The 13,111-nt window shown below is 66.8% G+C and carries 14 protein-coding genes; 4 read left to right on the top strand and 10 right to left on the bottom strand.

What is annotated here, in order from left to right:
* Positions 1–6: 6 nt before the first annotated feature.
* The 4 genes from AC07NY_RS18210 (at position 7) to AC07NY_RS18225 (ending at position 3,787) form a co-directional block, all read left to right on the top strand.
* Positions 7–375 (top strand): cupin domain-containing protein, encoded by a 369-nt coding sequence (locus AC07NY_RS18210; RefSeq protein WP_494585001.1) that lies wholly within the window; start codon positions 7–9, stop codon positions 373–375.
* A gap of 21 nt (positions 376–396) precedes the next feature.
* The gene (locus tag AC07NY_RS18215; RefSeq protein WP_494585002.1) at positions 397–1,326 is read left to right on the top strand and encodes a dihydrodipicolinate synthase family protein; all 930 of its coding nucleotides are present in this window, start codon (positions 397–399) and stop codon (positions 1,324–1,326) included.
* 85 nt (positions 1,327–1,411) lie between these two features.
* On the top strand, positions 1,412–2,269 hold the full coding sequence (locus tag AC07NY_RS18220) for a LysR family transcriptional regulator (protein WP_494585003.1): 858 nt from the start codon (positions 1,412–1,414) through the stop codon (positions 2,267–2,269).
* 108 nt (positions 2,270–2,377) lie between these two features.
* The gene (locus AC07NY_RS18225) at positions 2,378–3,787 is read left to right on the top strand and encodes an amidohydrolase family protein (protein ID WP_494585004.1); all 1,410 of its coding nucleotides are present in this window, start codon (positions 2,378–2,380) and stop codon (positions 3,785–3,787) included.
* Positions 3,788–3,906: 119 nt separating this feature from the next.
* On the opposite strand, the gene AC07NY_RS18230 is transcribed toward AC07NY_RS18225, so the two are convergent.
* The 10 genes from AC07NY_RS18230 to AC07NY_RS18275 are packed head-to-tail and all read right to left on the bottom strand — an operon-like array spanning position 3,907 to position 13,108.
* The gene (locus AC07NY_RS18230) at positions 3,907–4,854 is read right to left on the bottom strand and encodes a catechol 2,3-dioxygenase (RefSeq protein WP_494585140.1); all 948 of its coding nucleotides are present in this window, start codon (positions 4,852–4,854) and stop codon (positions 3,907–3,909) included.
* Positions 4,855–4,856: 2 nt separating this feature from the next.
* Positions 4,857–5,966: a 5-methyltetrahydropteroyltriglutamate--homocysteine S-methyltransferase gene (locus AC07NY_RS18235; protein ID WP_494585005.1), complete on the bottom strand. Its 1,110-nt coding sequence runs from the start codon at positions 5,964–5,966 to the stop codon at positions 4,857–4,859.
* A 25-nt stretch (positions 5,967–5,991) separates the two neighbouring features.
* Entirely contained in the window at positions 5,992–6,699 is a 708-nt protein-coding gene (locus AC07NY_RS18240) for an ABC transporter ATP-binding protein (protein ID WP_494585006.1), read from the bottom strand.
* Positions 6,692–7,444: an ABC transporter ATP-binding protein gene (locus AC07NY_RS18245; RefSeq protein WP_494585007.1), complete on the bottom strand. Its 753-nt coding sequence runs from the start codon at positions 7,442–7,444 to the stop codon at positions 6,692–6,694. Before AC07NY_RS18245 ends, AC07NY_RS18240 begins: the two co-directional genes overlap by 8 nt.
* Positions 7,441–8,448, bottom strand: coding sequence for a branched-chain amino acid ABC transporter permease (locus AC07NY_RS18250; RefSeq protein ID WP_494585008.1), 1,008 nt, complete (start codon positions 8,446–8,448; stop codon positions 7,441–7,443). Before AC07NY_RS18250 ends, AC07NY_RS18245 begins: the two co-directional genes overlap by 4 nt.
* Positions 8,445–9,302 carry a branched-chain amino acid ABC transporter permease gene (locus AC07NY_RS18255; protein ID WP_494585009.1) on the bottom strand — a complete coding sequence of 286 codons (858 nt, stop codon included), beginning with the start codon at positions 9,300–9,302 and terminating at the stop codon, positions 8,445–8,447. Before AC07NY_RS18255 ends, AC07NY_RS18250 begins: the two co-directional genes overlap by 4 nt.
* 34 nt (positions 9,303–9,336) lie before the next feature.
* A complete protein-coding gene (locus AC07NY_RS18260; RefSeq protein ID WP_494585010.1) occupies positions 9,337–10,512 on the bottom strand; it encodes an ABC transporter substrate-binding protein in 1,176 nt (391 codons plus the stop codon).
* A gap of 51 nt (positions 10,513–10,563) precedes the next feature.
* Positions 10,564–11,247 (bottom strand): 4-carboxy-4-hydroxy-2-oxoadipate aldolase/oxaloacetate decarboxylase, encoded by a 684-nt coding sequence (locus AC07NY_RS18265; protein ID WP_494585011.1) that lies wholly within the window; start codon positions 11,245–11,247, stop codon positions 10,564–10,566.
* A complete protein-coding gene (locus AC07NY_RS18270; protein ID WP_494585012.1) occupies positions 11,244–11,969 on the bottom strand; it encodes a PIG-L deacetylase family protein in 726 nt (241 codons plus the stop codon). The genes AC07NY_RS18265 and AC07NY_RS18270 overlap by 4 nt, the downstream gene beginning before the upstream one ends.
* Positions 11,970–11,989: 20 nt before the next feature.
* Positions 11,990–13,108, bottom strand: a complete 1,119-nt coding sequence (locus AC07NY_RS18275; RefSeq protein ID WP_494585013.1) for a 4-oxalomesaconate tautomerase — start codon at positions 13,106–13,108, stop codon at positions 11,990–11,992.
* Positions 13,109–13,111: the final 3 nt, after the last annotated feature.

The following is a 13,111-nucleotide window of genomic DNA, read 5'->3' on the forward strand; positions in this document are numbered from 1 at the left end:
GACATCATGCTGATCGATTGGGACAAGCTGCCCGGGGCGCAGGGAATGCGCCCGGGCTCGGAGCGCCGCGCGATATCGGGCGAGAAGATCTCCGCGGTGCTGATCACGACCGCGCCGGACGCGGTCTTCGACGGCAGGCCGCACTGGCACGAGAACGAGCAGATTCTCGTCATGGTCTCGGGGCTGTGCCGGCTGACGATCGACGCCACCATCGTCGAGGCGCGGGCCGGCGACATGGTGTTCTTCCCGGCAGGCTCACGCCATTGCGCGGTCGGGACCGGCCCGGAAGGCTGCACCTATTACGAGATCTTCGCGCCGGCGAGGGCCGACCAGATGCCCGGCTGGGTCGGCCCTTCGGCACTGCGCTTCGACTGAATTTAGGACAAGGACCGCATCATGCGCTTGACCCCCGACGCTTCCGGCGTCTTCCCGATCGCGCCGACCCCGTTCAATCCGGATGGCAGCATCGACTGGGCCTCGGCCGACCGGCTGTTCCAGTTCTATCACGACATCGGCTCGGACGGCGTCACCGTGCTCGGTATCATGGGCGAGGCGCCCAAGCTGGAGCCCGAGGAAGCGGTCGAGCTGGTCAAGCGCTGCGTCGCCCGGATGGGCGGGAAGCCGATCATCGTCGGCGTCTCGGCGCCCGGCTTCGCGGCGATGTGCTCGCTCGCCCGGCAGGTCATGGACCTCGGTGCCGGCGGCGTGATGATCGCCCCGCCGCCCTCGTTGCGCACCGACGACCAGATCACCGGCTATTACGCGCAGGCCGTCGAGGCGATCGGCAGCGACATCCCCTTCGTCATCCAGGATTATCCGCTGACGCTCTCGGTCGTGATGACGCCGGCGGTGATCCGCAAGATCGTCATGGACAACCCGTCCTGCGTGATGCTGAAGCACGAGGACTGGCCGGGCCTTGAGAAGATCTCGACGCTGCGCAAGTTCCAGAAGGAAGGCTCGCTGCGGCCGATCTCGATCGTGACCGGCAATGGCGGACTCTTCCTCGATTTCGAGATGGAGCGCGGCGCCGACGGCGCCAATACCGGCTATGCCTTCCCGGAGCTGCTGATCGACGTGGTCCGCCTGCAGAAGGCCGGAAAGCGCGACAAGGCGCATGACATCTTCGACGCCCACCTGCCGCTGATGCGCTACGAGCAGCAGCAGGGCGTGGGCCTTGCCGTGCGCAAGTATACGATGATGAAGCGCGGCATCTTGAGTCACGACGCCCAGCGCAAGCCGGGCTCGGTCCTCAGTGCCGCGGCCAAGGCCGAGGTCGACTACCTGCTGGCGCGCATCGCAAAGCACGATCCGCGCGCGAAGATCTGAGCGATCAGCGCACGTTCGTTGCAGCAGAACCGTCTGTCGCGGTAATCACGAGCTTCGCGGCGCGTGCACCCGGAGCGACGAACGCATGAATCGCTACCCGATGTTCAATCCGCAGGTGCTGATCAGCTTCGTCGCGGTCTGCGAGACGCTGAGCTTCACGCGCGGAGCCGATCGGGTCTCGCTGTCGCAATCCACCGTCAGCCTGCAGGTCAAGCGCCTGGAGGATCTGCTGGGCTGCCCGTTGCTGGAGCGATCGTCGCACCAGGTCCAGCTCACCGAGGAGGGGGAGCGCCTCCTGAGCTATGCGCGGCGCATCATCGCCCTCAATGAGGAAGCTCACGATGCGCTGACCGGCGTCTGGCGCGACGGCGTGCTGCGCTTGGGAATGCCCGAGGATTTCGCCGTGCCGACCATCGATCTGCTCGCCGATTTCAGCCGGACGCATCCGCATCTCAGGCTCGATGTCAGCAGCGGGTTGAGCGCCGATCTGCGCGCGGCCTATGAGCGCGAGGAGCTCGACCTCGTGCTGGTGAAGCAGCGGCGCGGCCAGCCGCCGCGTGCGGCAAGGCGCGAGCCCTTGCTCTGGCTCGACAGCCGGGAGCATCCGGCTATCGAGCGCGCGCCGGTCTCGCTGGCGATGTTCCCGCTCGGCGGGCTCTATCGCGACGAATTGTGTGGGGCGCTTGATCGGCTCGGGATGCGCTGGCGCATCGGCTATTGCAGCGGCAGCCTCGCCGCGCTCGCCGCCGCTTCAGCGGCCGGGCTCGGCATGACCCTGCTGCCCGCCAGCTGCCGCTTGCCCGGCCACAGGGTTCTAGGCGCGGCTGAAGGCTTCGCCGAGATGACCGATTTCGAGCTCGCGCTGTACTACCGTGACGATGCGCCGGCCTCGACCGCGATCCTGGCCGAGCGGCTGGCTGCCTATTGCCATCTAGAGCCGTAGAGGACGCTAGCATTGAGCATCGCAATCGCCAGCATTGCCAAATATCGCTGCCAAAATGCCGGCTTCAGCCTTATGGCGTCGGCAACAATCACAAGGAGGCGGCGACCCATGGAACTGGCACATCATCAGAGCAGGCGTTCGTTCATCGGCCGGACGGGTGGCCTCGCCACCGCCTGCGCCGTGATGGCGGGACTGCCGAGCGGGGCCGCGCAGGCGCAGCCGGCCAATGCAAAGCCTACCTCCGCCAAGCCTGCGTCCGAGGCGAGCAAGAGCATGCCGACCGAGCAGCACTATCTCCTGACCGGCGTCCGGCTCGAGGAAGGCTTCGTCTACGACGGCGACATCGTGACCGGCACCCGCTCGGGCCTCTACGCCCTGGAGGTCAAGGCCGGCAAGATCGCCGCGATCCATGCGGCCGGCGCCACGCTACCGGCGGGCGTGCCGAGCTACGAGGCCCATGGCCAGCTCGCCCTGCCTGCGATGCGCGACATGCACATCCATCTCGACAAGACCTTCTATGGCCGCGCCTGGCAGGCGCCGCTGCCGCGGCAGGGCAAGACGATCCTCGACATGATCGTCCGCGAGGAGAAGCTGATCCCGCAACTGCTGCCGGACTCGCAGAAGCACGCGGAGCAGCTCATCGCCTTGCTCCATTCCAAGGGCACCACGGTCGCGCGCAGCCATTGCAATATCGACCCGGTCAGCGGGTTGAAGAGCCTCGAAAACCTGAAGCGCGCGCTGGAGAAGCACCGCGCCGATTTCGACTGCGAGATCGTGGCCTTCCCGCAGCACGGCCTGCTGCTCTCGAAGGTCGACAAGCTGATGCGCGAGGCGATGAGCATGGGCGTCGCCTATGTCGGCGGCCTCGACCCGACCAATGTCGACGGCGCCATGGAGAAGTCGCTCGACGCGATGTTCCAGATCGCGCTCGACACCAATACCGGCGTCGACATCCATCTGCACGAGTCGAGCCCGGCCGGCGTCGCGGCGATCCTGCGCATGATCGCGACCGTCGAGAAGAACCCCGCGCTGCGCAACAAGGTCACCATCAGCCACGGCTTCGCGCTGGCCACGATGTCGCCGGGCGCTCTTGACGAGGCCGCCACGCGCATGGCCGCCCAGGGCATGAGCATCGCCTCGACGGTGCCGCTCGGCGCCTCGACAATGCCGCTGCCGCAGCTCACCGCCAAGGGCGTGTTCGTGATGACCGGCACCGACAGCGTCATCGACCACTGGTCGCCCTTCGGCCGCGCCGACATGCTCGAGAAGGCCAATCTCTACGCACAGCTCTATCGCGGCAGCGACGAATTCCGCCTGTCCCGCGCGCTGGCGATCGCGACCGGCGGCGTGCTGCCGCTCACCGACAAGGGCGAGCGGGCCTGGCCCAAGGCCGGCGACTCCGCCGATTTCACGCTGGTTCCGGCGAGCTGCTCGGCAGAGGCGGTGGCGCGTCTGCCGGAGCGGAGCGCGACCTTCCACCGCGGCCGCATGGTCTTCGGCGGGGTCGGCGCCGCCTGAGGCCGTCAGATCCTTGCGAGGCGGCGGGCGGCAGCGCCCGCCGGGTCCGCGTCACGAACGCGGTTTCGGACCTCGATGCAGCGCTTCGATGGTTTCCGCATTTGGGCAACGCCGCGCCATCAGGCCGCCGGCGGCGTGCCATGCGTATGGAAGCTCTCGATCGTCTTGAGCCCCCAGGCCTGACCTTTCTTCCGCTCGGTCTCGGTCCAGGTCACGGTCTGCCAGTCCGGATCGAGGATGAGCCGCGCGCCGGCATTGGCGATCTCGACGCGGTTGCCGGCGGGCTCGTAGACATAGAGGAAGAAGGTCTGCTGCACTGCGTGCTTGTGCGGCCCGGTTTCTATGAAGACGCCGTTCTCCAGGAAGAGATCGGCCGCCTCCAGGATGTGCTCGCGCTGGTCGACCGCGTAGGTGACGTGGTGGAAGCGTCCCTCCGCTTTGGTGTGGTCGCGGGTATAGGCGATATCGTAGCTCTTGTTGTTGACGGTGAACCAGCAGCCGCCGACCTCGCCTGAATCCAGCACGATCTGCTCGGTGACGCGGCTGCCCAGCGCCTTCGGCAGGAAATCGCGGATCACCGCCACATCCTGCGCCAGCAGGTTGAGATGGTCGAGCCGGCGCACAGCGCAGCCGCGGCCATGGTTGCGCTGCGCCTGGTTCTTCAGCGCCGGCCGCTCGCTTTCAGGCGCGACGTATTTATGCGTGTCGAAATAGATCTCGAAGACATGATTGTCCGGGTCGCGGAAGCGATAGGCCCGGCCATGGCCGAGATCGCCCTCGCTCCAGCCGATGCCCGCGCCCATCGCCTCAATCGCGGCGACACGGCGCAGGAGGCCCGCCTCGCTCGACGCGCGGTAGCCGACATGGCCGACGCCGGTCGTATTCGAGGCCGTCAGCTTCAGCGTGTGGAATTCATAATCGTCCCAGGCGCGCAGGTAGACGGAATCGCCCTCGCGCCCGCTCTCCGTCAGCCCGAAGATGTTGACGAAGAAGTCGAGGCTGGCCTCGGGCTTGTTGGTGAAGAGCTCGACATGGCCGAGATGGGCGATATCGAAACAGGGTTCCATGCTCATCCCCAGACTTCCTTCGCGACGTCGAGGATGCGCGAGAGCTTGGCCCATTGCTCGTCCTCGGCCAGGACATTGCCTTCCTCGGTCGAGGCGAAGCCGCATTGCGGCGACAGGCAGAGCTGCTCCAGCGGCGCGAATTTCGCGGCTTCCTCGATCCGGCGCTTGAGATTGTCCTTGCTCTCGATCGCGCCGAACTTGGAGGTGACGAGGCCGAGCACGACCTGCTTGTCGCCCTTCGGCAGGAAGCGCAGCGGCTCGAAACCGCCGGAGCGGTCGTCGTCCCACTCCATGAAATAGCCGTCGACATCGATCTGGTTGAAGACCATGTTGGCGACAGGCTCGTAGCCGCCCGACGCGATGAAGGTCGATTTGAAATTGCCGCGGCAGGTGTGGGTGGTGATCTGCATGTCGGCGGGCTTGGCCTTCAGCGCCGCGTTGAGCACGTCGCGATAGATGAAGATCAGCTTGTCCGGGTCGTCGCCGCGCTCGGCCAACATCTTTCGCTGCTCGGGGTCGCAGAAATAGGACAGGCTGGTGTCGTCGAGCTGCAGATAGCGGCAACCGGCGTCGTAGAAGGCCCTGATCGCCTTGGCATAGGCCTTGCCGAGATCGTCGTAATAATCCTCCATCCGGAGGTAGGCGCTCGGATCGATCGCCTTCCGCCCGCCGCGGTAATGCAGCATGGACGGACTCGGGATGGTCATCTTCGGCACGCGGCTCGTGACCGAAGCCAGGAACCTGAAATGGGCCAGGTGCGGGTGGTCGGCCGGAAAGTCGAGCTTGCCGGTGACACGGATGCCGTGGCCCTTGGTCGCGACGCCCTTGAACTGGATGCCGGCATCGGTCTCGTAGGTGGTGACGCCGGTCAGGCCGTCGAGGAAGTCGAAATGCCAGAAGGCGCGGCGGAACTCGCCGTCAGTCACGGCGTGCAGGCCGATCTCCTCCTGCTTCCTGACGAGCTTCCGGATCTCCTCGTCCTCGATCAGGGTCAGCTCGGCCTGTGTCATCTCGCCGGCCGCAACCTTGGCGCGGGCTTCCTTGACCGGCGCGCTGCGCAGCAGGCTTCCCACCATGTCGCCCCGGAACGGCGGCTTTGTCCTCTTTGTCATGACGTCTCCTCCCGTTTCTCGATGATCAGGCGGCGGCGAGGCCGAGATGGTGTTCGAGCCGTTCGGGCTCGGCGATAAGCGTCACGCTACTCTCGGTGAGGACGACGCGGCCGCGTTCGAGCACGATGGCGTCATCCGTCAGTTCGAGGATCTTGCGCGCATGCTGCTCGATCACGATCGCAGCAAGCCCTTCCTCGCGGAACAACGCCTTCAACGCCCTGAGCAGTTCCTCGACGATGATCGGGGCGAGACCCTCGGTCGGCTCATCGAGCAGCAGCAGCTTGGGGTTCAGCATCAGCGCCCGGCCGATCGCCAGCATCTGCTGCTCGCCGCCGGAAAGCTGGTTGCCGAGATTGGCCTTGCGCTCGGCGAGCCGCGGAAACATCCGGAAGACGCGGGCGACGTCCCATGGCCCCGGCTTGGCGACTGCGGTCAGGTTCTCCAGAACCGTCAGCGACTTGAAGATGTTGCGCTCCTGCGGCACCCAGCCGATGCCGGCATGCGCCCGCTGCTCGGGCGATGCGGCGGTGAGATCGCGCCCTGCCAGCACGATCCGCCCGCCGCGCCGACGCGTGACGCCGATGATGCTGTTGACCAGCGTCGTCTTGCCGACGCCGTTGCGGCCGAGCAGCGCCAGCGAATGACCCTCGGCGAGCGCGAGGTCGATATCGAACAGCACCTGCGCCTCGCCATAGCCGGCACTCAGCCTCTCGATCCTCAAAAGCTCAGACATGGGTGTCCTCGCCGAGATAGGCCGCACGCACGGCCGGGTCGCGCGCCATCTCCTCGGGCGTGCCCTCCGCCAGCACGCGGCCATTGACCAGAACGGTGATGCGCGTCGCGAAGCGGAAGACGAGATCCATGTCGTGCTCGATCAAAAGCACGGAGACATCGTCGGGCAGATCGGCGACCGTTTGCATCAACTCGCGCCGCTCCGCCTCCGGCACGCCGGCCGCCGGCTCGTCGAGCAGCAGCACGGACGGGCGCGCTGCGAAGGCGGCGGCGATCTCGATCTGGCGCTGCTTGCCATAGGGCAGGGTGGCAATAGTTCGGTCCATGATGTCGTCGAGCCGGAAGCGGTTCAGGATCTCCGCGGTCTGGCTGACCAACTCTGGATCACGGTCGAGTGCACGGAAGGGATGGCTGCCGCGCCCGAGTAGCTCGGAGGTGACCAGTGCGATCATCTCCAAGGGCGTCATCGTCGCGAAGAGTTGGTTGATCTGGAAGGTGCGGGCGAGCCCGCGCTTCACCCGCGCCTCTCGCGGCAGCGTCGTGATGTCCTCGCCCATCAATTCGATGCGGCCGGAGCTTGGCTTCAATACGCCGGTCAGCTGGTTGACGAAGGTGGTCTTGCCGGCCCCGTTCGGGCCGATCAGCGCATGGCGCGCGCCTTTCGCCAGCGTGAAGTCGACATGATCGGTCGCGGTGATGCCGCCGAAGCTCTTCACGAGGTCGAAGGTCTGAAGGGCTACGCTCATCGGGCGCCTCCCTTCCCGAAGGTGGCGAGGCGCGCAGTGACGGTCTTGACCGCGCCATGGATGATCTCGCGCCCGCCGAGCACGAAGAGCACGAGGAAGAGCCCGATCCAGAACATCCAGTATTGCGGCGTGAAACTCGCGATCGCGTCCTGCAACAGCTTGAAGGCGATGGCGCCGACGAGGCCGCCATAGAGATAGCCGGCGCCACCGATGATGAGCACCAGCATCAGATCGGCCGAGCGGTGGAAGTCGAGCACGTCGAGCGAGACGAACTGCGTGGTCTGCGCCAGCAGAGCGCCCGCCGCACCGGCACAGGCGGCAGCGAGCGTATAGGCAGCCGCGAGGCGGCGCCCGTTCGGCACGCCCGAGGCCGAAGCCCGCAGCGTGTTGTCTCGGATGGCGCGCAGCGAGAGGCCGAAGGGCGAATGCACCACCCGCCTTGCGATCAGGAACAGAACGAAGAGCACGCTGAGCGAATAGAGATAGGCCGTGCGGCCGAAGATGTCGAAGTCGAACAGTCCGAGCACCGGCCTCATCACGATCCCCTGCAAGCCATCGGCGCCGCCGGTCAGGCCGCCGAAGGAGTTCGCCAGCTCGAAGAGGATGAGTGCGACGCCGAGCGTGATCATCAATCGCGTCAGGTCGGTGCCGCGCAGCACCAGCGGGCTGGTGACGAGCCCGAGCAGCCCCGCCGCGCCCATGCCGACGGCAAGCCCGGCCAGCGGATCGCCGCCGACATGCTTGGCGAAGAGCCCGGCCGCATAGGCGCCCATACCGAGGAACGCGGCGTGTCCCAGCGAGACGATGCCGGCATAGCCGAGGATCAGGTCGAGCGAGAGCGCGAACAGCGCGAGGATTGCGATCTCGTTGAGCAGCAGCAGGTTGCGTGGGAACAGCAGGAAGGCTGCGAAGGCGATCAACCAGAAGGCGATCTCGGCCGGGTGCCAGCGCCGGGCGGCATAGAGGGCCTGCCGGACCTTGGTGTCGAGGCTCTCCGCTCTCATGCCCGTGCCCTCGCGAACAGGCCATGCGGACGCGTGATCAGCAGCACGACCATCAGCGCATAGATGATGAAGGCGCCGATCTCGGGCACGAGATACTTGCCGACGACGTCGGCGACGCCGAGCAGCATCGCGGCGAAGAACGGCCCGGTGATGCTGGACGTACCGCCGACGGTGACGACGATCAGGAAGTAGATCATGAATTTCAGCGGGAAAGAGGGATCGAGGCCCATCAGTTCGATGCCGAGCGCGCCGCCGAAGCCAGCCAAGCCGCAGCCCAGCGCGAAGGTCAAGGCGAAGAGCCGGTTGACCGGGATGCCGAGCCCGCGCGCCACGCGCGCATCGTCGACGGCAGCGCGCAGGCGGCTGCCGAAGCGGGTATGGGCAAAACCCCATTGCAGCGAGAAGGCGAGCAAACCGCAGACCACGATGACGAAGAGCCGGTAGCGGCCGATGCCGATGCCGGCGATCTCGAAGCGCCCCTGCAGCCAGGCCGGCAGGCGGATGAATTGCTGGGTCGAGCCCATCAGCCAGTCCGTGCCGGCGACCGCCATGAAGACCAGCCCGATCGAGAACATCACCTGGTCGAGATGGCTCTTGGCGTACATCGGCCGGTAGATCAGCCGCTCCAGCACGATCCCGACCAGCGCCGCCGCCAGGAAGGCGAGCGGCAGGCAGGCGAGGAAAGGCAGGCCGAGCCGTTGCATCGCCTGCACGGCGACATAGCCGCCGAGCATCGCGAAGGCGCCATGGGCGAGGTTGACGAAATTCATCAACCCCATCGTCACGGAAAGCCCGCAGCCGAGGACGAAGAGCACCATGCCATAGGCGATGCCGTCGAACAGGATGGTCAGCATGCGCGTCGCCCTGCCGCGTTCCAGCGCGCGGCCGTCACTTGCGCGCCTTCACCGGATCCTTGACGTCCTTGATCGTCGCGAACTCGACATTGTGGAGTTCGGCACCGACCTTCTGCGTCTTGCGAACATAGATGTTCTGGATGATGTCGCGGGTGTCGGGATCGATCTTCACCGGCCCGCGCACGCTTTCCCAGGCGGCGCCCTTCATCGCCGCGATCAGCTTGTCGCCGCTGGCGTCGCCCTTGGTCGCTTCCAGCGCCTTGGCGATCAGCTTCATGCCGTCATAGCCGCCGACCGCCATGAAGTTCGGCCGCATGCCGGGATTGGCCTTCTGGAAGGCTTCGACGAAGGCCTTGTTGGCCGGGCTGTCATGCGCCGCCGAATAATGATGCGTGGTGATGGCGCCGAGCGCGACGTCGCCGATCCCTTCGAGGATGTCGTCATCGACCACGTCGCCGGGGCCGATCAGCTTGACGCCGGCCTTGTCGAGCCCGCGCTCGACGAATTGCTTCATGAACTGCGCGCCGACGCCGGAGGGCACGAAGACGAAGAGCGCGTCCGGCTTCGCCTCGGAGACGCGTTGGAGGAACGGCGCGAAATCGGGATTGCGCAGCGGCACGCGCACGCTCTCGACCGTGCCGCCCGCCGCCTTGAACTTGTTGGCGAAGGAGGTCTCGGCGTCGATCCCCGGTCCGTAATCGGTGACGACCGTGAAGACCTTCTTGATGCCGTTGGCCGCAGCCCAGTCCGCCATCGGCTCGGAAGCCTGCGGCAGCGTGAAGGACGTCCGCACGATATAAGGCGAGGCCTCGGTGATCGTCGCGGTCGCCGCCGCCATCACGACCTCCGGCACCTTCGCCTGCGTCGCGATCTGGGCGGTGGCCATGGCGAGCGGCGTCAGGCCGAAGCCGGCGAGAACCGAGACCTTGTCGTTGACGACCAGCTCCTGCGCGAGGCGGCGCGTCGCATCGGCATTGCCGGCATCGTCCTTGAGGATCACCTCGAGCTTGCGCCCGCCATGGGTGGCGCCTTCCTTGGCGAGGAAGAGCTTCACCGCGGCGTCGATCTGCTTGCCGGTCGAGGCGAAGGGCCCGGTCATCGGCAGGATCAGGCCGATCTTCACCGCCTCCTGCGCCAGCGCGAACCCGCTCGTCGAGGCGATCAGCGCCAGCCCGAGCATGCCACCGAGTACCGTCCTGCGATGCGTCATCGTCGTTTCCTTCCCCTGCTGCGGCTTTCTGCGAAGCCGGTTGTTTTGGTCTCAGTCGTCGTCGCGGTAGACGAGGCCGGCCTTGGCGAGGCCTTCGCGCATCCCGTACATGTCGAGCCCGAGTTCACCGGAGGCGAGGCGCCGGCGCTTCTCCTCCTCGGCCGCCTCGCGCTTGCGGCCGGCGGCAGCCACTGCCTCCGCCTCCAGGCGCGGCACCACCACGACGCCATCGTCATCGGCGACGATCACATCGCCCGGATGGACCAGCGCTCCGGCGCAGATCACGGGCACATTGACCGAACCCAGCGTCGCCTTGACCGTGCCCTTGGCCGAGATCGCACGGGACCAGACGGGAAAGCCCATTTCGGTCAGCACCCGCACGTCGCGTACGCCGGCATCGATGACGAGGCCGGCGCCGCCGCGCGCCTTGAGCGAGGTCGCGAGCAGGTCGCCGAACATGCCATCGGTATTGTCGGTGGTGCAGGCGACGACGAGCACGTCGCCGGGCTGTACCTGCTCGATCGCGACATGGATCATCCAGTTGTCGCCGGGCTGGGCGAGCACCGTCACCGCGCCGCCCGCGATCTGCGCGCCCGGATAGATCGGCCGCATATAGGGCTTCAGCAGCCCGCTCCGACCCATCGCCTCATGGGTCGTTGAGACACCGAGCTCCCGGAGATCGGCCATTGCCGTGGCGGGCGCGCGCTTCGTCGTGCGGATGACGACGGGGGTCATGCCAGCACCTCCAGGGCTTCCGGGAAGAGGCGTTGATAGGCCTCGCCATAGATCATCGCCTTGCCGGAGTTACGGCCGCCCTGCATGCCGCGGTTCAGCGCGACGCGGGTGTAGTACTCCCAGAGATGCTTCTGCGCGGCGAGGATCTCAAAGGCCTTGCGTTTCTGCTCCCAGACCTCGTCGATATTCAGGATGACATTCGGCTTGAAATTGCACTGCTCGGGCTGATGCGGTTCGAACAGGAAGACCGGTGGCGCGGCATAGGCACGGTCCGGGTCGGGCTTGTGCCCGGCGGCCTGCGCGATGATGCGCGCCTCCTGCGCGAAGCGCGTCGCCTCCGGGTGGTCGACATTATAGGGGTCTTCGAGCGCATGGGTCAGCACGAAGCTGGGTCCGAGCTCGTGGAAGATATCGATGGCGCGGTCCAGCATGTCGGGCGTCGTCCGCAACGGATAGTCGCCTGCATCCATGAACTCGATCTCGGCGCCGAGCAGCGCGGCCGCAGCCTCTGCCTCCTCGCGACGCTGGGCCTTGACGTCCTCCATGCGGACGCCCGCCTTCTTCCAGGCGAACTGGCTTTCGCCGCGCTCGCCATAGGACAGGCAGAGGATTTTCACGCGCAGGCCGCGCTTCGCGTGCAAAGCGATGGCACCGCCCGCGCGCCAGACGAAATCGCCGGGATGGGCGGTGATCACCAGCCCTGTCTTCTGCTTGTCGGCCATCGCCGGTCAGTCCTCTCGTCTCATTCGGCAGCGTAGCGGGCGTTGCCCGCATGAACCGCCATCACATGCGCCGGCACGAAGGCACGGCCTTCCATCAGGATGCGCGCCGTGCGCAAAAGCCCGGCGCGCTCGATCACCGGCCGGTCGGCGGTGCCACCGACGGTCAGCGTCACCGTGAATTCGCCGGTCGGATGCTCGACCGAAAGCGAGCGCCCCCGGCCTTCGGGCATCATCGCGACGGAAGCCGCCGGCGAGCCGGGCAGGGCGGCCGCGGTTGCCACCGTCACGGCGGCGAAGACGCCGATCGAGGCGTGGCATTCATGCGGGATGAAGCTGCGCGTGCAGATCGAACCGCCCGCCTGCGGCGGCGCGACGAGCGCGATCTTGGGCACCACCTTCTTCGCGACATCGCCGAGATTCATCAGCGGACCGGCGGCGAGCCGGATGCGCTCGATCCGCGCCTTCAGCTCGCGATCCTCGTCGAGCTGATCGCGCGGCTCGTAGCCGCTGCGCCCGACATCCGCCGCCCGCATCACGATCACCGGCATGCCGTTGTCGATCAGCGTGCAGGGGACGCCATCGATCACGTCGACGACGTTGCCGGTCGGGAGAAGCGCCCCGCAGACCGAACCTTCCGCGTCGAGGAAGCCGATATCGATCGGCGCCGAGGTACCGGGCACGCCGTCGATGCGAGCGTTGCCCTCGGCACTGGCCTCGCCATCGGGCGTGTCCATGGTGAGGTCGGCGATGGTGCCGGTATTGATCGTGCGGACGCGAATGGTCGTGCGCGCGCCGCTCGCCTTGACCAGTCCCCGCGCCAGCGCGAACGGCCCGATGCCGGCGAGGATGTTGCCGCAATTCGGCGTCGTATCGACCTGCGCCGTCTCGATGCCGACCTGCGCGAACAGGAAGTCGATATCGCAGCCCGGCTCGCTCGACCGTGAGACGATCGCGACCTTGCTGGTCAAGGGATGCGCGCCGCCGAGCCCGTCGACCTGCCGCTTGTCGGGCGAGCCCATCACGGCGAGCAGGAAGGCGTCGCGCGCCGCCACATCCGCCGGCAGGTCGTCGCGCAGGAAATACGCGCCCTTCGAGGTGCCGCCGCGGATGAGCATGCAGGGGACGGCGCGCTGGCCCATCGG

Source organism: Allobosea sp. GW821-FHT09G06 (genome assembly GCF_059416005.1).

Excerpts from the sequence above, each read along its gene's own strand:
- AC07NY_RS18245 (WP_494585007.1), bottom strand. The coding sequence starts at position 7,444 with ATGAGCGTAGCCCTTCAGACCTTCGACCTCGTGAAGAGCTTCGGCGGC.
- AC07NY_RS18210 (WP_494585001.1), top strand. The coding sequence starts at position 7 with ATGCTGATCGATTGGGACAAGCTGCCCGGGGCGCAGGGAATGCGCCCG.
- AC07NY_RS18230 (WP_494585140.1), bottom strand. The coding sequence starts at position 4,854 with ATGGAACCCTGTTTCGATATCGCCCATCTCGGCCATGTCGAGCTCTTC.
- AC07NY_RS18215 (WP_494585002.1), top strand. The coding sequence starts at position 397 with ATGCGCTTGACCCCCGACGCTTCCGGCGTCTTCCCGATCGCGCCGACC.
- AC07NY_RS18235 (WP_494585005.1), bottom strand. The coding sequence starts at position 5,966 with ATGACAAAGAGGACAAAGCCGCCGTTCCGGGGCGACATGGTGGGAAGC.
- AC07NY_RS18240 (WP_494585006.1), bottom strand. The coding sequence starts at position 6,699 with ATGTCTGAGCTTTTGAGGATCGAGAGGCTGAGTGCCGGCTATGGCGAG.
- AC07NY_RS18270 (WP_494585012.1), bottom strand. The coding sequence starts at position 11,969 with ATGGCCGACAAGCAGAAGACAGGGCTGGTGATCACCGCCCATCCCGGC.
- AC07NY_RS18275 (WP_494585013.1), bottom strand. The coding sequence starts at position 13,108 with ATGGGCCAGCGCGCCGTCCCCTGCATGCTCATCCGCGGCGGCACCTCG.
- AC07NY_RS18255 (WP_494585009.1), bottom strand. The coding sequence starts at position 9,302 with ATGCTGACCATCCTGTTCGACGGCATCGCCTATGGCATGGTGCTCTTC.
- AC07NY_RS18225 (WP_494585004.1), top strand. The coding sequence starts at position 2,378 with ATGGAACTGGCACATCATCAGAGCAGGCGTTCGTTCATCGGCCGGACG.
- AC07NY_RS18265 (WP_494585011.1), bottom strand. The coding sequence starts at position 11,247 with ATGACCCCCGTCGTCATCCGCACGACGAAGCGCGCGCCCGCCACGGCA.
- AC07NY_RS18250 (WP_494585008.1), bottom strand. The coding sequence starts at position 8,448 with ATGAGAGCGGAGAGCCTCGACACCAAGGTCCGGCAGGCCCTCTATGCC.
- AC07NY_RS18260 (WP_494585010.1), bottom strand. The coding sequence starts at position 10,512 with ATGACGCATCGCAGGACGGTACTCGGTGGCATGCTCGGGCTGGCGCTG.
- AC07NY_RS18220 (WP_494585003.1), top strand. The coding sequence starts at position 1,412 with ATGAATCGCTACCCGATGTTCAATCCGCAGGTGCTGATCAGCTTCGTC.